General features: G+C 50.7%; 21 protein-coding genes and 4 tRNA genes. All 25 read right to left on the bottom strand.

What is annotated here, in order from left to right:
• Positions 1-468, bottom strand: coding sequence for a 50S ribosomal protein L22 (gene rplV / locus P1X16_RS17110; RefSeq protein ID WP_277231401.1), 468 nt, complete (start codon positions 466-468; stop codon positions 1-3).
• A gap of 1 nt (position 469) precedes the next feature.
• The gene (gene rpsS, locus P1X16_RS17105) at positions 470-748 is read right to left on the bottom strand and encodes a 30S ribosomal protein S19 (protein ID WP_022822128.1); all 279 of its coding nucleotides are present in this window, start codon (positions 746-748) and stop codon (positions 470-472) included.
• Positions 749-751: 3 nt separating this feature from the next.
• Positions 752-1,579: a 50S ribosomal protein L2 gene (gene rplB, locus P1X16_RS17100; RefSeq protein WP_022822127.1), complete on the bottom strand. Its 828-nt coding sequence runs from the start codon at positions 1,577-1,579 to the stop codon at positions 752-754.
• Positions 1,580-1,620: 41 nt separating this feature from the next.
• Positions 1,621-1,908: a 50S ribosomal protein L23 gene (gene rplW / locus P1X16_RS17095; protein WP_277231398.1), complete on the bottom strand. Its 288-nt coding sequence runs from the start codon at positions 1,906-1,908 to the stop codon at positions 1,621-1,623.
• Positions 1,908-2,546 carry a 50S ribosomal protein L4 gene (gene rplD, locus P1X16_RS17090; protein ID WP_022822125.1) on the bottom strand — a complete coding sequence of 213 codons (639 nt, stop codon included), beginning with the start codon at positions 2,544-2,546 and terminating at the stop codon, positions 1,908-1,910. The genes rplW and rplD overlap by 1 nt, the downstream gene beginning before the upstream one ends.
• An 8-nt stretch (positions 2,547-2,554) precedes the next feature.
• On the bottom strand, positions 2,555-3,175 hold the full coding sequence (gene rplC / locus P1X16_RS17085) for a 50S ribosomal protein L3 (RefSeq protein ID WP_277231395.1): 621 nt from the start codon (positions 3,173-3,175) through the stop codon (positions 2,555-2,557).
• A gap of 289 nt (positions 3,176-3,464) precedes the next feature.
• A complete protein-coding gene (gene rpsJ, locus P1X16_RS17080) occupies positions 3,465-3,770 on the bottom strand; it encodes a 30S ribosomal protein S10 (RefSeq protein ID WP_022822123.1) in 306 nt (101 codons plus the stop codon).
• Positions 3,771-3,790: 20 nt separating this feature from the next.
• Positions 3,791-5,935: an elongation factor G gene (gene fusA, locus P1X16_RS17075; protein WP_277231384.1), complete on the bottom strand. Its 2,145-nt coding sequence runs from the start codon at positions 5,933-5,935 to the stop codon at positions 3,791-3,793.
• Between the two features lie 104 nt (positions 5,936-6,039).
• Positions 6,040-6,507, bottom strand: a complete 468-nt coding sequence (gene rpsG, locus P1X16_RS17070) for a 30S ribosomal protein S7 (RefSeq protein ID WP_277231381.1) — start codon at positions 6,505-6,507, stop codon at positions 6,040-6,042.
• Positions 6,508-6,592: 85 nt separating this feature from the next.
• The gene (gene rpsL, locus P1X16_RS17065; protein ID WP_022822120.1) at positions 6,593-7,021 is read right to left on the bottom strand and encodes a 30S ribosomal protein S12; all 429 of its coding nucleotides are present in this window, start codon (positions 7,019-7,021) and stop codon (positions 6,593-6,595) included.
• Between the two features lie 232 nt (positions 7,022-7,253).
• Complete coding sequence (locus P1X16_RS17060) at positions 7,254-7,592, bottom strand: DUF3467 domain-containing protein (RefSeq protein ID WP_277231379.1); 339 nt, start codon at positions 7,590-7,592, stop codon at positions 7,254-7,256.
• A gap of 111 nt (positions 7,593-7,703) precedes the next feature.
• Entirely contained in the window at positions 7,704-12,056 is a 4,353-nt protein-coding gene (rpoC, locus tag P1X16_RS17055; RefSeq protein ID WP_277231377.1) for a DNA-directed RNA polymerase subunit beta', read from the bottom strand.
• A gap of 344 nt (positions 12,057-12,400) precedes the next feature.
• Positions 12,401-16,276, bottom strand: a complete 3,876-nt coding sequence (gene rpoB, locus P1X16_RS17050) for a DNA-directed RNA polymerase subunit beta (RefSeq protein ID WP_277232966.1) — start codon at positions 16,274-16,276, stop codon at positions 12,401-12,403.
• A gap of 298 nt (positions 16,277-16,574) precedes the next feature.
• Positions 16,575-16,955 carry a 50S ribosomal protein L7/L12 gene (gene rplL, locus P1X16_RS17045; protein ID WP_277231376.1) on the bottom strand — a complete coding sequence of 127 codons (381 nt, stop codon included), beginning with the start codon at positions 16,953-16,955 and terminating at the stop codon, positions 16,575-16,577.
• 68 nt (positions 16,956-17,023) lie between these two features.
• Positions 17,024-17,578 (bottom strand): 50S ribosomal protein L10, encoded by a 555-nt coding sequence (rplJ, locus tag P1X16_RS17040; protein WP_277231374.1) that lies wholly within the window; start codon positions 17,576-17,578, stop codon positions 17,024-17,026.
• 19 nt (positions 17,579-17,597) lie between these two features.
• Positions 17,598-18,293 (bottom strand): 50S ribosomal protein L1, encoded by a 696-nt coding sequence (gene rplA, locus P1X16_RS17035; RefSeq protein ID WP_277231372.1) that lies wholly within the window; start codon positions 18,291-18,293, stop codon positions 17,598-17,600.
• A gap of 17 nt (positions 18,294-18,310) precedes the next feature.
• A complete protein-coding gene (rplK, locus tag P1X16_RS17030) occupies positions 18,311-18,754 on the bottom strand; it encodes a 50S ribosomal protein L11 (protein ID WP_245119663.1) in 444 nt (147 codons plus the stop codon).
• Positions 18,755-18,947: 193 nt separating this feature from the next.
• On the bottom strand, positions 18,948-19,508 hold the full coding sequence (nusG, locus tag P1X16_RS17025) for a transcription termination/antitermination protein NusG (protein ID WP_277231371.1): 561 nt from the start codon (positions 19,506-19,508) through the stop codon (positions 18,948-18,950).
• A gap of 11 nt (positions 19,509-19,519) precedes the next feature.
• A complete protein-coding gene (gene secE / locus P1X16_RS17020) occupies positions 19,520-19,714 on the bottom strand; it encodes a preprotein translocase subunit SecE (protein WP_022822111.1) in 195 nt (64 codons plus the stop codon).
• 63 nt (positions 19,715-19,777) lie between these two features.
• A tRNA-Trp gene (locus tag P1X16_RS17015) sits at positions 19,778-19,848 on the bottom strand.
• 119 nt (positions 19,849-19,967) lie between these two features.
• A complete protein-coding gene (tuf, locus tag P1X16_RS17010; protein ID WP_277231365.1) occupies positions 19,968-21,158 on the bottom strand; it encodes an elongation factor Tu in 1,191 nt (396 codons plus the stop codon).
• A 173-nt stretch (positions 21,159-21,331) separates the two neighbouring features.
• Positions 21,332-21,403: transfer RNA gene (locus P1X16_RS17005), tRNA-Thr, on the bottom strand.
• 66 nt (positions 21,404-21,469) lie between these two features.
• A tRNA-Gly gene (locus P1X16_RS17000) sits at positions 21,470-21,542 on the bottom strand.
• Positions 21,543-21,607: 65 nt separating this feature from the next.
• Positions 21,608-21,690: transfer RNA gene (locus tag P1X16_RS16995), tRNA-Tyr, on the bottom strand.
• 249 nt (positions 21,691-21,939) lie between these two features.
• Positions 21,940-24,540 (bottom strand): M1 family metallopeptidase, encoded by a 2,601-nt coding sequence (locus P1X16_RS16990; RefSeq protein ID WP_277231363.1) that lies wholly within the window; start codon positions 24,538-24,540, stop codon positions 21,940-21,942.
• Positions 24,541-24,588 lie beyond the last annotated feature (48 nt).

The raw sequence follows: 24,588 nt of genomic DNA, 5'->3' as shown, positions 1-24,588 counted from the left end.
TTATGCGGAGGCTTGAGCCGTAGTTTCAGTGGATTTCTTGGCTGAGCTACGACGGGTTTTCGTGGCTTTGCCTTCAGTAGTTGTAGCAGCAACAGCTTCAATAGCTGCTTTGCTCCCGATGCGCTCAACTTTTGCGTCAATCACAAGAGTGACGTGGTTGCTACGCTTGCGGATGCGGTGACCACGACCCTGAGGAGCAGGACGCAGACGCTTCAACTGACGTCCTTCGTCCACGAAAATCTCCTTGATATAGAGGTTGGCATCTTCGATACGCTCGTTCTCGTTCTTCTGCTGCCAGTTGGCTAATGCCGAAAGCAACAGTTTCTCGATACGCTCGGCACCTGAGTTAGCTTCGAATTTCAGCAAGCCCAAGGCGCGGGTCACTTTTTGACCACGAACCATGTCAGCTACCAAGCGCATCTTGCGCGGCGAGGTAGGAACATTACTTAGTTTAGCTCTTGCTTCCATCTTAGCGTTTGCCTTTATCTTTCTTGGCTACGTGGCCACGGAAGTTGCGCGTTGGAGCGAACTCGCCGAGCTTATGACCGACCATGTTTTCGGTCACGTATACCGGGATGAATTTATTGCCATTGTGCACCGCGAAGGTGTGGCTAACGAAGTCTGGAGAAATCATCGAGCGGCGCGACCAAGTCTTGATGACGGCCTTTTTGCCCGACTCTTCCATCGTCGTTACTTTTTTCTCGAGCCGGAAATCAATGTACGGCCCTTTTTTTAGTGAACGTGCCATTGGTTATTTCTTGCCTTTGCGATTAACGATGAGCTGCTCTGAGTACTTGTTCTTGTTGCGGGTCTTCTGACCTTTAGCGAAGATGCCGTTACGGCTACGTGGGTGACCACCCGACGATTTACCTTCACCACCACCCATTGGGTGGTCAACAGGGTTCATTGCAACACCACGAACACGCGGACGACGACCTAACCAACGGTTACGACCGGCTTTGCCGAGACGTACGTTCATGTGGTCACCATTCGATACGGTACCAACGGTAGCCATGCAGGTTACGAGAACCATGCGCATCTCACCAGAAGGCAGTTTCAGAGTGGCATACTTATCTTCACGAGCTACAAGCTGAGCGTATGTGCCAGCCGAGCGGGCCATTGCTGCACCAGCACCGGGCATCAGCTCGATGTTGTGAACAATAGTACCGAGTGGGATTTCGCGGAGCGGCAAAGCGTTGCCTACTTCCGGCGCAACACCCGAACCCGATACAACCGTGCGGCCTACTTCAACACCAGCGGGCGCAATGATATAGCGCTTTTCGCCATCGGCGTACTGAAGCAGAGCGATACGAGCTGTGCGGTTTGGATCGTACTCGATGGTCTTCACGGTAGCAGGCACGCTAGCCTTGTCACGCTTGAAGTCTACAATACGATACTTGGCTTTGTGTCCACCGCCGATGTAGCGGTTCGACATTTTACCAGAGTTGTTGCGGCCACCGGAGTTTTTCATGGGTGCCAACAGCGACTTCTCCGGCGTCGACGTCGTAATCTCGTCGAACGTCGGGGCGATACGGAAGCGCTGACCCGGTGATGTTGGTCTTAGTTGTTTGAGTGCCATTACTCTTGCTTAAGGAATTTTCTTTTGCAGAAAGGCGAAGGCTAGATGCCGTTGTAGAAGTCGATAACGTCGCCTTCTTTCACGGTCACGACGGCTTTCTTGCCATGGGCACGACGGCCCGAGATGGACCCACCCTTCGTGAACTTAGATTTGATCTTGCCGTTCGTGCGCATGGTGCTGATGCCAGTCACCGTTACACCGTAGAACTGCTCGATGTCTTTCTTGATCTGAACCTTGTTCGCGGTACGCTCTACTTCGAAAACGTACTGACCTTTTTCATTCAGGCCCGTGGCCTTCTCGGTCACGATTGGTTTCTTCAGTGTGCTCATTACTCAGCGACGGTATAAAGTTGTTCGAGCGACTTCAGGCCGTCCTCTGACAGCAGCAGCGTGTCCGTGTTCAGCAGGTCGTGCGTGTTCAGGGCAACGGGCGTAGCCACGGTTACGCGCTGAATGTTACGAGCCGACAGAACCACGTTCTTGTCTACTTCGCCAGTTACCAGCAACGTCTTTTTGCCGTTGTTCAGCTTGAGGCCGTTCAAGATGCTGAGGAAGTCTTTGGTCTTAGGAGCCGACAGCGTGATGTTCTCTACGAGGGCCACTTTGCCGTCTTTAGCCAAGCTCGAGAGAGCCGACAGACGAGCAAGACGCTTGGTTTTTTTGTTGAGCTTGAAGCCATAGTCACGGGGCTCAGGACCGAATACACGGCCACCACCGATGAACACTGGCGACTTCATGCTACCTGCACGAGCACCGCCGGTGCCTTTCTGCTTCTTCAATTTCTTGGTAGTACCGTGCACTTCGTTGCGCTGCTTCGACTTGTGTGTGCCCTGGCGCTGGTTGGCCAAGTACTGCTTCACGTCGAGGTACATCACGTGCTCGTTGGGCTCCAAGCCGAATACGGCTTCCGGCAGCGTTACCTTGCGACCGGTGTCTTCACCCTTGATGTTATATACTGACAGTTCCATCTTCAAGGTTATTTTTCCAGGACCACGAAAGAATTCTTGGCACCGGGAATTGAACCGCTCACCAGGATGAGGTTCTTGTCGGCTACCACGCGCATCACCTTCAGGTTCTGCACTTTCACCCGGTCGTTACCCATGCGGCCACCCATGCGCATTCCTTTGAATACGCGCGAAGGCCACGAGCAGGCACCAATAGAACCAGGGTGACGTAGACGGTTGTGCTGACCGTGGGTCTGGCCGCCTACACCGGCAAAGTTGTAACGCTTAACAACACCTTGAAAGCCTTTGCCTTTCGAGGTGCCTACTACGTCTACAAACTCGCCTTCCTCGAAGAGGGAAGCGTTGATTTCAGCACCAGCAGCGTACGTAGACTCTGCCTCGAGGCGGAATTCAACCAATTTTTTCTTGGGGGTAGTACCAGCTTTCGCGAAGTGACCTGCCAATGCTTTGGTGGTGTTCTTTGCTTTTTTCTCGCCGTACCCGAGCTGGATAGCAGTGTAGCCATCCTTCTCAGTAGTCTTAACCTGCGTCACTACGCACGGACCCGCTTCGATGAGCGTGCAAGGGATGTTTTTCCCGTCCGGAGTGAAGAGGCTTGTCATACCGATCTTTTTACCGATGATGCCAGGCATTCTGTTTTTGTTTAGTAAAAGACGCAGAAGAAAACGCCCAAGTGGCGTTTTCGTAATGGGAGTGCAAAGCTAGGAAATTGTTACGAGAATTTACAATGCCCTTCTGAAATATTTTAAGTGTCACGACTTTAGCTCGAAACACAAGCTCTAGCCTTGAGCTAGTACTTAGCTGTTAATTGGGTTTTTCCAACCAAGCTTAGCTGATAATCATTCCCGTGTTATAAAAGAAAATACCCTACCGACTCGAAAGTCAGTAGGGTATCTCCTAATTAGTCGACAAAGTCAGTCCTCAGACTTTGATTTCAACGTCAACGCCGCTTGGCAACTCAAGCTTCATTAGCGCGTCTACCGTCTTCGATGAAGTCGAGTAGATGTCAACAAGACGCTTGTAAGTGCAAAGCTGGAACTGCTCACGCGACTTCTTGTTCACGTGGGGCGAGCGAAGAACGGTGAATTTCTCTTTGTCGGTCGGCAATGGAATGGGGCCGCTTACGATAGCGCCCGTAGCCTTCACCGCCTTCACGATCTTCTCCGACGATTTGTCCACTAAGTTGTGGTCGTAGGATTTGAGTTTGATGCGAATTTTCTGGTTCATGTCTTTTGTGTGAAAGCGGATTAGCGGATGGCGTTACCCTTTTGCTTAGCAATGATGGCGTCGGCCAAGTTTTGCGGCACCTGATCGTAGTGCGAGAAAGTCAGCGAAGCCGAAGCACGACCCGAAGAAATCGTACGCAGCGACGTTACATAACCGAACAGCTCCGACAATGGAACGTCAGCCTTGATAACCTGAGCACCACCTTTGGTGTCCATGCCTTTCATAATACCGCGACGACGGTTCAAGTCACCGGTTACAGGACCGGTATACTCGTCAGGCGAAACTACTTCTACAGCCATGATAGGCTCGAGCAATTTCGGACCAGCTTTCTTACCGGCTTCACGGAAGCCACCGCGAGCTGCGAGTTCGAACGACAGAGCATCCGAGTCAACATCGTGGTAAGAACCGAAGAACAAACGAACACGCATACCCTCGATGGGGAAGCCTGCCAACGGACCGTTCTTCATGGCTTCTTCGAAACCTTTCTGAACTGGTGCAATGAATTCGCGAGGAATAACACCACCCGTGATATCGTTCACGAACTCCAGACCTGGCTTCTCTGGATCAACCTGTTTCGGGCCGAGTTCGAATACGATGTCACCGAACTTACCACGACCACCGGTCTGCTTCTTGTAAGTTTCGCGGTGCTCAACAGTTTTGGTTAGAACCTCTTTGTAAGCAACCTGCGGAGCACCTTGGTTGATTTCTACCTTGAACTCACGACGCATACGGTCGATGATGATTTCAAGGTGAAGCTCACCCATACCTTTAAGTACGGTCTGACCAGTCTCAGGGTCAGTCTGCACTACAAGAGTAGGATCTTCTTCCACAAGTTTGGCAATAGCCATACCCATCTTATCAACGTCGGCCTGAGTTTTAGGCTCAATGGCGTAACCGATAACGGGCTCAGGGAACGACATCGACTCGAGTATAATGCGCGACTTTTCGTCGGTCAGCGTATCACCTGTCTTGATGTCTTTGAAACCCACACCAGCAGCAATGTCACCGGCTTGGATCTTATCGATAGGATTTTGCTTATTGGAGTGCATCTGCATCAAACGCGAGATACGCTCTTTCTTGCCAGTGCGGTTGTTGAACACATACGAACCAGCATCTAGCACCCCACTATAGCAGCGGAAGAAGCACAAACGACCTACGAAGGGGTCAGTAGCAATTTTGAATGCTAAAGCTGTGAAAGGCTCGTCATTGTCGGGGTGACGCTCAATTTCTTCACCGCTTTCAGGGTTGGTACCCACGATAGCAGGCATATCGAGAGGCGAAGGCAAGTAAGCCATTACACCGTCGAGCATTGACTGAACACCTTTGTTTTTGAAGGCCGAACCGCACATTACGGGCGAAAACTTCATGTCGATAACCGCTTTGCGGATAACAACCATCATTTCCTCGCGCGTGATGCTGTCTGGATCATCGAAGAATTTCTCCAACAGAACCTCATCGTATTCCGCAACGCTTTCAACCAACTTCTGACGCCACTCGGCAACAGTTTCAACCAGATCCTCAGGAACTGGAATCTCGTGGTAGGATTTGCCTTGCGTAGCGTCATCCCATACGATAGCCTTACCAGTCAGCAAGTCAACAACACCTTTAAAGGTATCCTCGGCTCCGATTGGGATTTGCAATGGCACAGGATTAGCGCCCAATTTGTCCTTAATCTCAGCAACAGCCTTGAAAAAGTCAGCACCAGCACGGTCCATCTTGTTGACGAAGCAGATGCGGGGTACTTTGTACTTGTCAGCCTGACGCCATACAGTCTCCGACTGCGGCTCTACACCCGATACAGCGCAGAACAGAGCAACAGCTCCGTCGAGCACACGCAGCGAACGTTCAACCTCTACCGTAAAGTCAACGTGGCCGGGGGTATCAATTAGGTTGATCTTGTATTGCTTGGTGTCCGGAGTTGGGTCACCTTGCTCGTTAGTAGGATAGTTCCAGAATGTAGTAGTAGCAGCCGATGTGATAGTGATACCACGCTCCTGCTCCTGCTCCATCCAGTCCATCGTGGCAGCACCTTCGTGCACTTCCCCGATTTTGTGGGTCTTACCGGTATAGTAAAGAATGCGCTCCGAAGTCGTGGTCTTACCGGCGTCAATGTGCGCCATAATCCCAATGTTGCGGAGGTATTGCAGGTCTTTGTTAACAGCCATGTCTCTTTATATGAGTGAATGAGAGAATGAGTGAATAAGTGATTGTCGAGTTTGTGGTCTTAACCATGAAACTCAATCACTCATTCACTCAAGCACTCATTTTTTTAGAAGCGGAAGTGCGAGAAGGCTTTGTTGGCCTCAGCCATCCGGTGCGTGTCGTCTTTCTTCTTAACAGCAGCACCTTCACCTTTAGCGGCAGCGATGATTTCGCCAGCCAACTTGTCTTTCATGGTTTTTTCACCACGACGACGAGCATATTGAATCAGCCACTTGGCGCCTACCGAAATACGACGGTCAGGACGTACTTCAACGGGTACCTGGAAGGTAGCACCACCTACGCGGCGGCTCTTCACTTCTACGGTTGGCATCACGTTGTTCAGGGCCTTGCGCCACATTTCAACACCGCTCTCTTTGGTGCGCTGCTCCACTAGGTCGCAAGCATCATAGAAAATGGTGTAAGCCAGGTTTTTCTTCCCGTCGTACATCATGTAGTTGACGAAACGGGTTACTAGCGTCTCCTTGTACTTAGGGTCGGGCAGGAGGATGCGCTTCTTTGGTTTTGACTTTCTCATGGGTATAGAAATGAGTTGAGGCAGGGGGAAGTGGGATAAGAACCATGTGCTATCCAGCACTTCGCGCTACCTCACTCGGTTTCGATTACTTCTTCTTAGCTCCTGGTTTGCCGCCTTTACCTGCTGCTGCAGCTGGTTGACCGGGCTTCGGACGCTTAGCACCATACTTCGAACGACGCTGCGTACGGCCGTTTACACCGGCAGTATCCAAAGCGCCACGAATGATGTGGTAACGTACACCTGGCAAGTCCTTTACGCGGCCACCACGAATCAGCACGATGCTGTGCTCCTGCAGGTTGTGGCCTTCGCCTGGAATGTAGGCGTTGACTTCCTTGCCATTGGTGAGGCGCACACGAGCTACTTTACGCATAGCCGAGTTCGGCTTCTTGGGCGTGGTGGTGTATACGCGGGTGCAAACGCCACGGCGCTGCGGGCACGAATCAAGAGCCGGCGACTTCGACTTAGTCGTCAGCTTCTCGCGGCCTTTTCGTACTAACTGATTGATGGTAGGCATTTATTGTATGTTTTGTCAAGGAGGGTTCTCTCCCAAAAAATTAGGCTTGCAAAGGTATAGAAGTTGGATTAGAATAGCAAACGGGTTGAAATAGATAATTTTAGGGAAAAGCATCCATTCCAATTCGCCCGCTAACGCAACCTCTTTTCCTGAAATTCAGGTAGCTATTAAACAAGAAAACGCTTCTGCCCAAAGCTAGAAGCGTCTTCATTGTAGAATTATTTCGGTGAGACTACGCCTCTCCCATCTTTCCACCGAACCCCATTGGATAGTTCGGAACATCTTGCTGCGCCTTAATAGTGCCAAAGGCTTGCTCGAACCGCTCTATATTTTCGCCTAAAGCCGCGTGTAACCGCTTAGCATGTTCCGGTGTGATAACAATGCGCGCCTTCACTTTGGCTTTGGTTAAGCCAGGCATCAAACGAATGAAGTCGATAACAAATTCGCTGCTGCTATGTGCAATCATAGCTAGGTTAGCGTATTCGCCTTCCGCTATTTCCTCGGAAAGTTCGATGTTAATGGCATTCGGGTCCTGAGAAGCATTGGGGTCTGGCTGTTGTGGTTGGTTCATGTAACAGAAAGTTAGGGCCGTGGGTGCTTTGACCTATTGATTGAAGCTGCTAATAAATAAAAAGCCGGCCGAATTGCTCCGGCCGGCTTTTCTTATTCACTTGACTCAGGGTTAGTCCTGAACCGATTCGCGGCGTGAAGCCCGAGCCGTACGTTTGGTAGGAGCCACAACATCGTCGGATTTCGACGACTGCAGCGCTTCCATCTCTTCTTTCGAACCGACAACCTGGCGAGTATACTCGCGCAGACCGGTACCGGCCGGAATAAGGTGACCTACGATTACGTTCTCCTTTAGACCCAACAGTTCGTCGGCTTTGCCACGGATGGCAGCTTCCGACAGCACCTTGGTCGTCTCCTGGAAGGATGCGGCCGAGATGAACGATTGGGTACCCAACGAAGCCTGCGTGATACCTTGCAAGGTTGGGCGAGATACCGACGGTTGAGCATCGCGTACTTCCACCAATTGCAGGTCGCGGCGGCGTAGGCTGCTGTTCTCGTCGCGCAGGCGACGAGCACTCACAATCTGGCCAGGCTTCAAGTTCGGCGAATCGCCAGCGTTGGTAACCACCTTCATGTCGATGATGGTATCGTTCTCTTCCATGAAGATAATCTTGTCGATTACCTGGTTTTCGAGGAACGAAGTGTCACCAGCATCCAGAATTACAACTTTCTGCATCATCTGGCGAACTACCACCTCGATGTGCTTATCGTTGATCTTCACACCCTGCAAGCGGTATACTTCCTGAATCTCATTCACCAAGTATTCCTGCACCGCACCTGGACCCTGAATGTTCAGGATATCAGATGGTGTGATGGCACCGTCGGAGAGAGGCATGCCGGCACGGATGAAGTCGTTGTCCTGTACAAGGATGTGCTTAGACAGCGGCACCATATACTTCTTCTTGACGCCGTCTTTCGACTCCACGAAGATTTCACGGTTACCACGCTTCACAGTACCGTAGGTTACCACACCGTCAATTTCCGATACAACGGCCGGATTCGACGGGTTACGCGCTTCAAAGAGTTCGGTAACACGGGGCAGACCACCAGTGATGTCACGGGTTTTACCCACAGCACGCGGAATCTTAGCCAGAATGTAACCAGCCTTGATTTTCTGACCGTTCTCTACGTTCAAGTGCGAACCTACCGGGATGCTATAGCTCCGCTGACCTTCTTCTTCACCCTTCTTACCAGGACGAACAATAATGGCTGGGTTCTGATCCTTCGCCTTCGATTCGATAATCACTTTCTCGCGGTGACCAGTCTGTTCGTCTGACTCTTCGCGGTACGTGATGCCTTCGGTGATGGCGTCGTACTGAACAGTACCGTCGAACTCGGCCAAGATTACGGCATTGTAAGGGTCCCAGTTGTTCAGCTCTTGGCCTTTTTCTACTTCCTGACCTTCTTCAACCAGCAAGAAAGAACCATAAGGCACGTGGTTCGAGATAAACACTTTACCAGTGCCCTTCTCCACGATGCGAATCTCGCCCGAACGACCCATCACTACTTTCACCGGCTCGCCTTCGGCGTTGGCGGTTTCTACAGTGCGGATGTCTTCGAACTCAACAACACCAGCAAACTTGGCACGGAGGCTAGCTTCTACTGCAATGTTAGAAGCCGTACCACCTACGTGGAACGTACGCAAGGTCAGCTGAGTACCGGGCTCACCAATAGACTGTGCAGCAATTACACCAACGGCCTCGCCTTTCTGGACCATGCGGCCCGACGACAGGTTACGACCGTAGCACTTGGCGCAGATACCACGCTTCGATTCGCAGGTCAGTACTGAGCGGATTTCCACCGACTCAATACCAGCGTTATCGATACGACGCGTGATGTCTTCCGTGATTTCCTCGCCTGCTGGCAAGATCACCTCGTCCGTCACTGGATCAACCACATCGTGCACAGCTACACGGCCAAGGATACGCTCCGACAGTGGCTCTACTACATCTTCATTGTCCTTCAAAGCAAAGGTCTCGATGCCACGTAGGGTACCGCAGTCTACTTCGTTCACAATGACGTCTTGCGACACGTCTACCAGACGACGAGTCAGGTAACCGGCGTCAGCCGTTTTCAATGCCGTATCGGCAAGACCTTTACGAGCACCGTGGGTTGAAATGAAGTACTCGATTACGTCCAGACCTTCTTTGAAGTTAGAGAGAATCGGGTTTTCGATAATCTCACCAACCGAACCTTGCAGCGACTTTTGTGGCTTCGCCATCAGACCCCGCATACCGCCGAGCTGACGAATCTGCTCACGCGAACCACGAGCACCAGAGTGCATCATCATGTAAATCGAGTTGAAGCCCTGGTTCTCCTTTTCGAGGCGACCCATGAGGGTTTCAGTGATTTGGTTGTTGATGCGGGTCCAGATATCGATAACCTGGTTGTAACGCTCGTTGTCCGTAATCAGACCCATCTGGTAGTTCTGCGTTACGGCAGCTACGTCAGCCTGAGCTTGAGCTACAAGAGCATCTTTCTCTTTCGGGATGTTGATGTCGCCAAGACCCATCGACAGACCACCCTTGTAAGCCGACTGGAAGCCGAGCGTCTTGATGTCGTCGAGGAACTGTGCAGTGCGGGCCATACCGGTCCGCTTGAAAACCATCGAAATGATTTGCTGCAGCTTCTTCTTGGTCAGCAGTTCATCTACGAAACCTACTTCCGTTGGTACGAGCTGGTTGAACAGCACGCGGCCAGCTACGGTCTCGATGATCTTTGTTACGAGGTTATCGTTCTCGTCGCGAACCTGCGTGCGCACCTTAATATAGGCGTGCTTCGACAGCTGACCTTCGTTGATAGCAATAACAACTTCCTCGTCCGAGTAGAACATCCGGCCTTCGCCTTGGATCTGCTCATCGTCAGTGCTGCGCTTGCCTTTGGTTACGTAGTACAAGCCCAGAACCATGTCCTGCGACGGTACCGCAATAGGTGCGCCGTTGGCAGGGTTCAGGATGTTGTGCGACGCGAGCATCAGCATGGAGGCTTCCAGAATAGCGGCCGGTCCCAGGGGAACGTGCACAGCCATTTGGTCACCGTCAAAGTCAGCGTTGAAGGCCGTACATACCAGCGGGTGCAGCTGAATAGCTTTACCCTCGATGAGGCGGGGCTGGAATGCTTGGATACCCAAGCGGTGCAGCGTAGGAGCACGGTTTAGAAGCACAGGGTGGCCTTTCAGCACGTTCTCCAGGATATCCCATACTACGGCGTCCTTACGGTCAACGATTTTCTTAGCCGATTTTACCGTCTTTACGATACCGCGCTCGATGAGCTTACGGATGATGAACGGCTTGAACAGCTCAGCTGCCATGTTCTTAGGCAAACCGCACTCGTGCAGCTTCAGCTCGGGGCCTACCACAATAACCGAACGGCCAGAGTAGTCGACACGCTTACCGAGCAGGTTCTGACGGAAGCGGCCCTGCTTGCCTTTCAGCATGTCGGACAGCGACTTCAACGCGCGGTTACCTTCGGCACGGACAGCATTCACCTTACGTGAGTTGTCAAACAGCGAGTCTACTGCTTCCTGCAGCATGCGCTTCTCATTCCGCAGAATCACTTCAGGCGCTTTGATTTCGATCAGGCGCTTGAGGCGGTTGTTACGGATGATTACGCGACGGTACAGATCGTTCAAGTCGGAAGTAGCGAAACGGCCACCGTCCAACGGCACGAGGGGGCGCAGTTCCGGGGGAATAACCGGCACCATGCGGATGACCATCCACTCAGGCTTGTTCTCGATGCGAGTAGCAGCGTCGCGGAAAGCTTCCACCACGCGCAGACGCTTCAGAGCCTCAGCTTTACGCTGCTGCGAAGTCTCATGCGCAGCAGAGTCACGTAGCGAGTAAGAAAGTTCGTCGAGGTTAATGCGCTCCAGCAACAGCTGCAGAGCATCAGCACCCATACGGGCAATGAATTTATTCGGGTCCTCATTCGGCAGCATCTGATTCTCCCGTGGGAGTTTGTCGATGATGTCGAGGTACTCGTCTTCAGTTAGGAAGTCAAGTTGCTGTACGCCTTCTTCGGCGAGCACACCCGGCTGCACTACTACGTAGCGCTCGTAATAGATAATCTGATCGAGCTTCTTGGTAGGCAAGCCTAGCAAATAGCCGATTTTGTTGGGCAAGGACTTGAAGTACCAGATGTGCGCAACGGGTACCACCAGTTCAATGTGGCCCATCCGCTCGCGACGTACTTTCTTCTCGGTCACCTCCACGCCGCAACGGTCGCAGATGATGCCTTTATAACGAATCCGCTTGTATTTGCCGCAGTGGCATTCCCAGTCCTTTACGGGACCGAAAATCCGCTCGCAAAACAGGCCGCCCATTTCGGGCTTGTACGTCCGGTAGTTAATCGTCTCGGGCTTCACTACTTCCCCGTTCGACCGCTCCAGAATGGATTCGGGCGAGGCCAGCGAAATAGTGACTTTCGAGAAGTCCTGTACCAGTTTTTTGTTTTTTGCAAACGCCATGTAGGATAGCTGTTGTTAGCTGGTGGCTTGTTTTCTGTTCGTTGGTTCCGCCAGTCTTAAGAATGGTCGGAAAGAACATAACAGTTCGACTCTGCGAAAAGTGCTCTGCGGGTCGGATAGGTACGCCGCGCAGTAGGTTTCCGCCAGGTCTGGTAATCGGGCGATTCAGAACCTGAATCAAAGTGCGGCCAACTACTACTAGAGGTTGATGCCATTCTGACCTTATCTCGGAACGACGCCAGTAGTTGCTGTTATCGGTTAACCGAACCGCGGGCACTCTGTATAAAGTAGACTTGAAAAGTGGCTGCTAATACTCTCGCATCAGCAGCCACTATTTTCAAACCTTAGTCAAGCGTGATTTCAAGAGCCAGACCACGCAACTCATGGATGAGTACGTTGAATGACTCGGGGATATTCGGCTTGGGCAGTACGTCACCTTTTACAATGGCTTCGTACGCTTTAGCACGGCCTACCACGTCGTCCGACTTCACCGTCAGGATTTCCTGGAGCACGTTGGAAGCACCGAACGCCTCAAGCGCCCACACTTCCATCTCGCCGAAGCGCTGACCACCGAACTGCGCCTTACCACCCAGCGGCTGCTGCGTGATGAGCGAGTATGGACCGATAGAACGAGCGTGCATCTTGTCGTCAACAAGGTGACCCAGCTTCAGCATGTAAATCACACCAACCGTTACCGGCTGATCAAAACGCTGACCGGTCAGGCCGTCGTGCAGATAAGCACGACCGAAGTGCGGCAGACCAGCTTCCGTCAACTCTCTCGATACTTCCTCTTCGGTAGCACCGTCGAAAATTGGAGTAGCATAGGTGCGGCCCAGCTTGAGGCCGGCCCAGCCCAATACAGTTTCGTAAATCTGACCGATGTTCATCCGGCTTGGTACACCAAGCGGGTTGAGCACGATGTCCATTGGTGTGCCATCTGGCAAGAAAGGCATGTCCTCATCGCGCACGATACGGGCTACTACCCCTTTGTTACCGTGACGACCAGCCATTTTATCACCCACCTTCAGCTTACGCTTTTTGGCGATATATACTTTAGCTAGCTGCACGATGCCTGCTGGCAGTTCGTCACCTACTTCCAGCGTGAAACGGTCGCGCTTGAAACGAGCCGTGATGGTGTTGCGGCGCTTGGCGTAGTTTTTCACCAGCTGCGTCACCATCGTGTTTACGCGAGCATCGGAAGTCCATCCTTCAAGAACGAGGTCCTTGAACATATTCACTTCCTCAGGCACAGCGTAGTTGCTCTCGTCCTTGTAAGGGTTCTTCTCGGGGAACAATGCATCAGCAATGTTCTTCTTCCCAAATTTGGCACCCTTCGCCAGGATTTCGTCACCGAACTTGTGCTTCACACCTTGTGAAGTCTTGCCTTCCAAGAGTTGCACCAGCTTGTCGACCATAACAGCCTTCACTGCACGCAGCTCTTTAGCATAGGCATCCTTCAGCTCTTCCACTTCCTTCTTCGACTTAGCCCGTAGGTTTTTGTCTTTTTTAGGACGCGAGAACAGCTTGGTGCCGATAACAACACCGTTCAAGGATGGTGGCGCCTTAAGCGAAGCATCCTTCACGTCGCCAGCTTTGTCACCAAAGATGGCACGGAGCAGCTTCTCTTCTGGCGTCGGATCTGTCTCACCCTTTGGCGTGATTTTACCAATCAGAATGTCGCCTTCTTTCACCTCGGCACCTAAACGGATGATACCGTTGTCGTCGAGGTTACGAACAGCTTCTTCGCTCACGTTCGGGATTTCCGAAGTCAGCTCTTCTTCACCACGCTTAGTTTCGCGCACTTCCAACTCGAATTCTTCGATGTGAATCGAAGTAAAGATGTCGTCGCGCACTACTTTTTCCGAGATGACAATAGCATCCTCGAAGTTGTAACCTTGCCACGGCATGAACGCCACCTGCATGTTACGACCGAGGGCCAACTCACCTTTGTTGGTGCCGTAGCCTTCGCAGAGCACTTGGCCTTTCACAACCCGCTCGCCTTTCTTAACAAGTGGCGTCAGGTTGATGCAAGTGTCTTGGTTGGTGCGGCGGAACTTGATGAGGTCGTATGAAATCTTCTCCGCATCGAAGCTTACGAGGATATCGTCTTCCGTCAAGTCGTATTTCACCACGATGCGGTTAGCATCTACGTAGTCGATAACGCCGTCGCCTTCCGCTACTACGAGAGTGCGAGAATCGCTGGCTACGCGGCCTTCCAGACCAGTGCCCACAATAGGAGCCTCGGCCTTCAGCAGCGGTACAGCCTGACGTTGCATGTTCGAACCCATCAGGGCACGGTTGGCGTCATCGTGCTCCAAGAATGGAATCAACGAAGCAGCAACTGATACAATCTGGTTGGGAGCTACGTCCATGTAGCTGTACTCCGAAGGACCTACCACTGGGAAGTCACCTTCGAAACGACCTTTTACAAGTTCGTTGGTGAAGTTGCCTTCCTCATCAATGCGAGCATTAGCCTGCGCGATGTGGTGAGTGTCTTCTTCCTCAGCCGTCAAGTACTTCACGTTTGAGCTAACGTCCACCTTGCCACCCTCTACGTTGCGGTAAGGTGTCTCGATGAAGCCCATCGAGTTAACCCGAGCGTGCACGCAAAGCGACGAAATCAAACCGATGTTCGGTCCTTCCGGCGTTTCAATGGTGCACAAACGGCCGTAGTGCGTGTAGTGAACGTCACGTACTTCGAAACCAGCACGCTCACGCGACAGACCTCCTGGCCCGAGCGCCGATACGCGACGCTTGTGCGTCACCTCGGCCAGCGGGTTGGTTTGGTCCATGAACTGCGACAACTGGTTGGTGCCGAAGAACGAGTTGATAACACTCGACAGGGTACGGGCATTAATTAGGTCAACCGGCTTGAAGTCCTCGTTGTCGCGCACGTTCATGCGCTCCTTGATGGTACGCGCCATACGGGCCAAACCTACGCCGAACTGAGCGTACAGCTGCTCCCCTACCGTACGTACACGACGGTTGCTCAAGTGGTCAATGTCATCGACAATAGCTTTTGAGTTAATCAAGCCAATCAGATACTTCACAATCAGAACAATATCTTGATTGGTCAATACCCGAGCCTCCTGGCTCATGTCGATGCCAAGCTTCTTGTTGATACGGTAGCGGCCTACGTCACCAAGGTCGTAGCGCTTGTCGGAGAAGAACAGCTTCTGGATAATGTCGCGGGCAGTTTCTTCATCAGGAGCTTCCGTGTTCCGGAGTTGACGATAGATCTGCTCAACGGCTTCTTTCTCCGAGTTGGAGTTATCCTTTTGAAGCGTGTTGTATATGATGGCGAAGTCCGCAATGTTCACGTTCTCTTTGTGCAGAATCACCGACTTCGGGCCCGCATTGAGAATTGTTTCGATGTCGTCTTCCTGAATGGTCGAGTCGCGCTCCAGCAACACTTCGTTGCGGTCGATAGACACCACTTCACCGGTGTCCTCGTCCACGAAGTCTTCCGTCCAAGTGCGCAATACCCGGGCAGCCAGCTTGCGGCCAACGGCGCGCTTTAGGTTCTTACGGTCAGCCTTCACCTCTTCCGACAGCCCGAACAAATCGAGAATGTCTTTGTCGGTGCCGTAACCGATGGCGCGGAGCAGCGTAGTAACCGGAAACTTCTTCTTCCGGTCGATGTAAGCGTACATCACGTTGTTCACGTCCGTGGCAAATTCAATCCACGAACCTTTGAACGGAATGATACGGGCTGAATACAGCTTCGTGCCGTTGGTGTGCTTGCTTTGTGCGAAGAACACGCCTGGCGAACGGTGCAGCTGCGATACGATAACACGCTCAGCCCCGTTGATAACAAACGAGCCCTTCTCGGTCATGTAGGGGATGTTCCCCAAGAACACTTCCTGCTCGATGGTTTCGAAATCTTCGTTGTCCGTGTCGTTGCAAACAAGGCGCAACTTAGCTTTCAAAGGCACTGAATACGTCAAGCCACGATCAATACACTCATCCACCGAATATTTCGGAGGATCTACGTGATAGTCGATGAAGGTCAGAACAAAGTTTTCGCGCGAGTCCGAAATAGGAAAGTTCTCGGCGAATACTTTGAAAAGCCCCTCATCGGTGCGGTTTTCGGCAGCCGTTTCCAATTGGAAGAAGTCCATGAACGAGCGAACCTGCACGTCCAAGAAATCCGGATACTCGATAACCTTTTTAATCTTGGCAAAATTGATCCGCTCGTCAGCGGCCTGCAGCTTCTGCAATGCAGTTTGTGCGTTCGGTGTAGCCAATGTATGTGGGGTTAAGAAATGACACTGGGAAAGCACTGACTCACCAAATGAATTGGTGACAAATTATCGGCCAGCAGGCCAAAAGCCAGCATTAGCCGATACACAGAAGCGCGAAGCAGAACTTCACGCATCAGGGTCCGTAGGCACAAAAAGCCGCAAAGCGGCGTGCAAACGAACTTCAGTATAGTTTGTTGCCTACAAACAGGAAAAGACCTGGCTTAGTTGCCAGGCCTCTCCTTATTTATTGGTTAAAAGCGGCGTTGCAGGGTAATTACTTAACCTCTACTTCAGCACCAGCTTCTTCCAGCTGCTTCTTCAGCGACTCAGCTTCGTCTTTGGTTACACCTTCTTTCAAAGGCTTAGGAGCACCATCAACTAGTTCTTTAGCTTCTTTCAAGCCAAGGCCGGTTAGGTCTTTCACCAGCTTCACAACAGCCAATTTAGCGCCACCAGCAGACTTCAGAATTACGTCGAACGAAGTCTTCTCCTCAGGAGCCTCAGCAGCAGCACCAGCGCCACCACCAGCAACAGCTACTGGAGCAGCAGCAGCGGGCTCAATGCCATACTCATCCTTCAGGATGGTAGCCAACTCGTTTACTTCTTTTACCGTCAGGCTAACGAGCTGCTCGGCGAATGCTTTCAAATCTGCCATTTCTGTAGATTGTTAAAAAAGGGGTTGTTGAACTTTTGAATTGTATGCGTGAAAAAGATGAGCAGCGGTTAGCCTGCAACCTCTTCTTTTTCGGAAAGCGTTTTGAGGATACCAGCCAGTTTGCTGCCACCACTCGAAAGAGCAGAGATAACATTCTTAGCAGGTGACTGCAGCAAGCCGATGATGTCACCGATGAGCTCCTGCTTACCCTTAATAGTGCTAAGGGTATCAAGCTGATTAGCTCCTACATAGATGCTTGCATCGATGTAAGCGCCTTTCAAAACAGGCTTCGTAACAGCGTTTTTGCCGTAGTTCTGAGCCTTGTAGAAATCCTTTAGCAGCTTAGCAGGTGCCGAGCCAGACTCTTTCGAGAATAGCACGCCCGACTGGCCAGCTAATGCAGTATCCATTTCAGTAGTGTCACCACCTAAGGTGTCGAGTGCCTTACGGATGAAGGTATTTTTGTACACTTTGTACTCCAACCCACGGTTAAAGCACAAGCGACGGAATTCGTTGATTTTCGCCACCGACATTCCCGAAGCATCGGCAATGTAGAACGCGTTGTGCGATTGAAACTTCTCGCTCAACTCGTCGACTAGGGCTTGTTTTTCTTCCCGGTTCATATCGTCGTGTTGGTTTTACTTAAGCGGAAGTTACTTGCGTGTCAACCGGAACGGCAGGGCTCATCGTGCTCGAAAGCGTGATGCTCTTGATGTAGGTGCCTTTAGACGAAGAAGGCTTCAAACGAGTCAGCGTCTGAATTACTTCAATAGCGTTTTCGGCGAGCTTTTGCTCGTCAAACGACACTTTACCTACTGAGCAGTGGATGATACCGGTTTTGTCAACCTTGAAGTCGATTTTACCAGCCTTCACTTCCTGCACTGCTTTCGCTACGTCCGTAGTTACAGTACCTGACTTTGGGTTTGGCATCAGGCCACGTGGGCCAAGTACCCGACCCAAACGACCAACCTTAGCCATTACAGATGGCATCGTGATGATCACATCAATATCTGTCCAGCCTTTCTCAATTTTTGAGATATAGTCGTCCAGGCCAACAAAGTCAGCACCAGCAGCAGTGGCTTCGGCTTCCTTATCGGGAGTTACGAGAGCCAATACGCGTACAGTCTTACCAGTACCGTGAGGCAGCGTAGCTACGCCACGTACCATCTGGTCGGCTTTGCGAGGATCAACACCTAGACGAACGTCGATGTCTACAGAAGCGTCAAACTTGGTATAGGTAATATCCTTTACCACTTTGGCAGCTTCTACCAGATTACGAACCTGCGTCAGGTCATGCTTAGCAAGGGCTTCCTTGCGCTTTTTGCTTACTTGTGCCATGTCTTCTCCGTTGTTAATTATTCAGCAAAAGGAGAAGTACCCGACACAGTGATGCCCATGCTACGAGCCGTACCGGCTACTTGCAGCATTGCCGACTCCACCTTGAAAGCATTCAGGTCTGGCATCTTCGTTTCTGCGATGGTGCGCACCTGGTCCCATGATACCGAACCAACCTTGTTACGGTTTGGCTCTTTAGAACCACTCTGGAGCTTAGCAGCCTCCTTGAGGAGAACTGGCACCGGAGGAGTCTTCACGACGAAGTCAAACGACTTGTCGGTGTACATGGTGATGAGTACAGGACAAACTTGGCCGGCCTTATCTTGGGTGCGAGCATTGAACTGCTTGCAGAATTCCATGATGTTAAGGCCTTTGCTACCAAGTGCAGGTCCAACCGGCGGCGCAGGGTTTGCGGCACCTCCCTTTATCTGAAGCTTCAGATAACCTCTAATTTCCTTGGCCATTTGGTTTGTAAGGCTTTGGAATCCGCGACGTAACCCGCATCATCCTCAGTTTTATAATAACTCCGAGTGGAAGCTCCGTCGGTCCGGAGTCAATAACCGACGACGTTTTTCTTGTTTGGAATTTAGAATTGAGAGCTTAAAGCTCAGACATGTTATAGGTCCAAGCTCTAAGCTCTCCAATCTAAATTCTTAGCTATGACTCTTTTTCGACCTGCGTGTAGCTTAACTCCATAGGAGTGCTACGGCCGAATATTTTTACAATTACGTTGAGCTTCTTACGCTCTTCAAACACCTCTGATACGTTGCCTGAGAAACCACTGAAGGCGCCATCGACCACTTTCACCAGCTCACCTACTACGAAAGGAGTTTCTAGCGTTGCGGTTTCCTCTTCCGTTTCATCTACAATACCAAGAATACGGTTTACCTCCGACATGCGGAGTGGCACTGGCTTAGTATTAGCTGACTTTCCTTCCTTGTCGCTCAAGAAGCCAAGGATACCAGGTGTGCTTGTAATGATGTGATCCACTTCCCCGTGCGACAGGTCAGCATGGATCAGGATGTAGCCAGGAAAGAAGTTACGCTCCCGCACACGCTTCTTGCCATTACGCATCTCGTACACCTTCTCTGCTGGAATCAGCACCTGAGGCATCAGATCCGAAAGACCATGCCGGCCAATTTCAGTTTCGAGATAGGTTTTGGCCTTTTTCTCTTGCCCACTCACCGAGCGAACTACGTACCATTTCAACTCTCCCATCTGCAGACCGATTAACGGAAGGAATTGTAAAACGCCTCCAGACCGGTTTTGAAAATTACGTCCATCAGGCCTACGACAGCAGCGAAAACCAACGAACCAATAAGTACCAAGCCGGCACTTTTCTGGAGCTCCTCAAAAGAAGGCCACGTTACTTTGTAACGCATCTCCTCAGTGGTGTCGCGGAAGTATTTAGTTAGCTTGCTCATTATGCGTCGCCTACCGGCTGGCTTTTAATTACTGGAGAATGAGTTAGACTCATTCTCCTAGAGCACGAGTGGAGAGATTCGAACTCCCATCAAAGGTTTTGGAGACCTCTATTCTACCCTTGAACTACACTCGTGTATTTGCCCCAACACTACCATCTGTGGGATTGGGACTGCAAATGTACTGAACTACTTAGACAAAACAAATCCGCTCCCGAAAAAATCGGAAGCGGATTGCATTGTTTTAGCAGAAAAACTAGTCGAGGATTTCAGTTACCTGACCAGCACCTACTGTACGGCCACCTTCGCGGATAGCGAAACGCAGACCTTTTTCCATTGCCACCTTGTTGATCAACTCAACTGTGATAGTAACGTTGTCACCAGGCATTACCATTTCTACGCCTTCGCCTAGAGTGATGATACCGGTTACGTCAGTGGTACGCAGGTAAAACTGAGGACGATAGTTGTTGAAGAACGGCGTGTGACGGCCACCTTCTTCTTTCGAGAGAACGTAAACCTCGGCCTTGAACTTCTGGTGAGGAGTTACTGAACCTGGTTTGCAAATAACCATACCACGACGGATGGCTTCTTTTTCAATACCACGGAGCAACAGACCTACGTTGTCACCAGCTTCACCACGGTCAAGAATCTTGCGGAACATCTCAACACCGGTTACGGTCGACTTCAGGCCGGGAGCAGCGCCCATACCCAAGATGTCAACTTGCTCACCCGAGTTGATGATACCACGCTCGATACGGCCGGTTGCAACCGTACCACGACCCGTGATAGAGAATACGTCCTCTACAGGCATCAAGAAAGGCAGGTCGGTCAGACGAGCAGGAATCGGAATGAAGCTATCAACAGCATCCATCAATTCCTCGATCTTAGGAACCCAGTTAGCATCGCCGTTCAAGCCACCCAAAGCAGAACCTTGGATAACAGGAATGTTGTCGCCGTCGAAGTCATAGAAAGAGAGCAACTCGCGGATTTCCATTTCTACCAGTTCGAGCAGCTCAGGATCGTCCACCATGTCCACTTTGTTCATGAACACAACGAGCTGAGGTACACCTACCTGACGAGCGAGCAGGATGTGCTCACGAGTCTGAGGCATTGGGCCGTCGGTAGCAGCTACTACAAGGATAGCGCCGTCCATTTGAGCAGCACCCGTTACCATGTTCTTCACATAGTCAGCGTGACCAGGGCAGTCAACGTGAGCGTAGTGACGGTTTTCGGTTGCATATTCAACGTGAGCGGTGTTGATCGTGATACCACGCTCTTTTTCTTCAGGAGCGTTGTCGATCGACGAGAAGTCGCGCTTGGCGGCCAAACCTTTGTTCGCCAGTACCGTGGTGATAGCAGCGGTCAGGGTGGTTTTGCCGTGGTCGACGTGCCCGATCGTACCGATGTTCACGTGCGGCTTGGAACGATCAAAATTTTCTTTGGCCATTGTAATAAGATTAAAAAAGAACTTTAAAGTAAAGAGGGCGGAAAAACGTGACTCAGCTATACTACAAGAAAGCGAAACGCAGCTCCGTTAAAATAAGGATTGCACGTCGCTTTACTTGTCTGATAGATCCAATCAAAGCAGGCTATCCTGTTTTGGTGGCACTCGTAATTCTGAGCCATTTATGGGATTTGAACCCATGACCTCTTCCTTACCAAGGAAGTGCTCTACCACTGAGCTAAAACGGCTTATTTTATTTTGCAAAGCTACAACGAATGCCGCACAGTTTATAACCACTTGCCATCGCTGTACTGAGCGGGAGACGAGGTTCGAACCCGCGACCTGCAGCTTGGAAGGCTGCCGCTCTACCAACTGAGCTACTCCCGCATATTTTGAGCAGTAGATAACAGCCTATAAATTTCTTTTAAGCCCTCTCTATCTACTCACAATTGTGGGGGGAGAAGGATTCGAACCTTCGAAAGCTTACGCTAACAGAGTTACAGTCTGTCCCATTTGGCCGCTCTGGAACCCCCCCAATTGCATTTTCAAGGCCATCCACCAAGAAATCCCTTCTCCTATATCCCTTGCTTGTTAGAGCAGGTTGCTAAAAGGAGTTGCAAAATTAGTGGGTTTATGATGTAAGTCAAGTCCTAAGTCTAAAACAACAGATATTTTTTCTGGCTTACAACAAGAACCACTACGATGAAATTTGCTAACTAATTGATTGTTTAGATGAAGCGGAGAACTTACGGTTAAAGTTGACGCCCAATATTTTTTTTAGACTTTACTGCATCAAGGCATAATAGGCCTTTACTTGTTCGTCTTTCTCTTTGTTGCGGATGTCTTGCATCGTTGCCTTTAAGGTAGGCATGTTGGATGAGAGGATACTTAACCCTTTGTAAGCTCCTAAGCGCACATAGTCGTTAGGGTCGGTGCGTGCTAAACTTTCCAAACGCTGAACTCCTTTATCGCGCTCTACGGGTGGTATATGGAGCATGAAGGTAGCGAAGTTGGGAAGATAGGCTTGGTACAGATCTACTTTACTTACGTCGGGCATACGACGCAGAAACCATTGATACTGTTCGATAGAACTGCCATTGAGTGCGTAATAAGCTGACAAGGCACTCAACACCTCATGGCTAGCAGTTTCCTGCAGCGCATTGATACGGTCTCGTGAATCAGCCGCGGGAGACTTGGCTAGAGCTTGTATTGCTGCGCTAACTACATGATAAGAGCTGTCAGAAAGGGCGGCTGTGTAATTGGCACTGTAATTTTCGTTGACAAAAGCCGACAGAGTTGTTAAAGCCATTGCTCGCACTTGACTCTTTTTATCGGTAGATGCTACTCGCTGTATTTCTTTGCGAACGGCATTACCTTCTGCGCCTTTGTAGCGGCGTAACGCTTGTACTGCAGCCAGTCTGACAGCCCAAAAGTTGTCACTAAGGGCATTGCGTAACATTCCACTTACCGCCAGATCAGCATTCTTGGGCCGCAACAGATCAATAGCTTCGTACTTCTGTAAGTAATTGCGTGCATGACTGAATTGAAAGAGCAATTCGTCTTGGCTTCGCTCTTCATCTATTTGCGCTAGTAACTGTGCCTCGCTGTCAAATTTTACAAGGTTAGGACGCTGAGATGAGTTCAGGCGGAAAGTTTGGTCTGCCTTTGTAACTACTATTCGATGGTCGGTGGCTTGATTGTTAACCCATGTAGTAACAGTAACGGGCAAGCGGTAGATAGGTGAGAAAGTGGAATCTTGTAATTGCTGTACCCGCAGGCTTACCTGGCCGTTTGCGAAACTATGGGTGACCTTAAGTTCGGGATGACCACGTTGCAGAAACCACTGGTCGAAAAACCACATCAAATCTTCACCAGTGGTTTCCTCGAAAGCCATGCGTAGTTTGGCTATTTCAGAGGTTGAGAACTTGTTCTGGTTTAGGTAGCGGTTTAGCGCAGTGAAGAATGCATCATCGCCTACATATTTGCGCAACATGTGCAGTACACGTCCTCCCTTATCATAAGAATGCCGGTCGAACATGTCTTCGTGAGAAGCATAGTGATACCTGATAAGCGGCTCACGCTTACTTTGCGCTTCATCTAGGTAGCGGTTCATTTTCTCCTGCTGCACTAGTGCTGCAGCATCAGCACCATATTTGTGCTCTGCCCATAGCAACTCCGAATAATCAGCAAACGATTCATTGAGTGGCAGATTAGCCCATGATTCGCTGGTTACATAATCGCCAAACCAGTGGTGAAACAACTCGTGCGCTACTGTTGACTCCGGATCATATCCAACGTCAGGCAACTCACGCGCTGTAAATTGCACCAAGCTTTGTTCGAACGTAACGGCCGTGGTGTTTTCCATGGCCCCCGACACAAAGTCGTGAACAGCTACCTGCGAGTATTTCTCCCAAGGAAAATCAACTCCTAACTTTTTCGAGAAGAAGTCTAGCATTTGCGGAGTATTCCCGAATATCGCCTTAGCCGTACTCGCGTACTGAGGATCGACATAGTAATCCACTGCCTTCCCACGCCACGTATCGTTTACTACGGCAAAGTTGCCGACAACAAGCATGGCTAAGTATGGAGCATGAGGTAAGCTCTGTTTCCAAATATCAGTGCGGGTACCATCACTGTTTTTCTTGGAAGACACAAGAAGCCCGTTGGACAGCGTCTTTAAAGACTCTTCCACCGTTAAACTAATCTCTTGCGTCATACGCTGATTAGGCTTATCGATGGTAGGAAACCAGCAGGAACTACCCTCTGTTTCGCCTTGAGTCCATATCTGGCGAGGCTTGGTTTTATCAGCGCCTAGCGGATTGATAAAGTATAGCCCCTTGTCTTGGGTAATAGCAGCGCTGCCTCCAACTTCCAGATCATTCGGCTTAGCTGTGTATTGGATGCGCACTTGAAACGTTTCAGTACGACTATATGACTGGTCTAACGTTACTGTAATCTTCTTCTTGTCGTAGGCATAGTTGAGGTTCTTTTCCTTGTTGCCTGCAACTAAGCGCACATTCTTTATATCAAATCCTTTGGCATCGAGCACTACCTGGTTTTGCGGGTAGAAATGAGGCCGTAGAGTGAGCGTAGCAACTCCTAATACCCACTGACGATTCCAGTCGAAGCGGACATCGATTTTCGTATCGAGCAAATCGTGCACAATAGTAGCGGCCGGCTGCACTGGGTTGGTAGGTGGCAACCAGGAAGGCACCACCAAGGTAGCTGGCGCGGGAGCAGCAGAAACAGGCTCGCTGGCCGACGGCGTTTTCTTGTGCGTATTTGATTTAGTGGCTGCCGGCTTGCTGGACTTAACCGCTTGAGCCGGTGCTTCCAACTGACACGCGAGGACTAGGCCTAGAACGCCGAGAAGCGAATATTTCATGCGAAAATGCAATGATTGGATGGGACCTCAAGTTCCGAAATTATTTCA

Source organism: Hymenobacter sp. YC55, assembly GCF_029433095.1.
Lineage (GTDB): Bacteria > Bacteroidota > Bacteroidia > Cytophagales > Hymenobacteraceae > Hymenobacter.
This window is presented reverse-complemented; position numbering and strand designations above follow the sequence as displayed.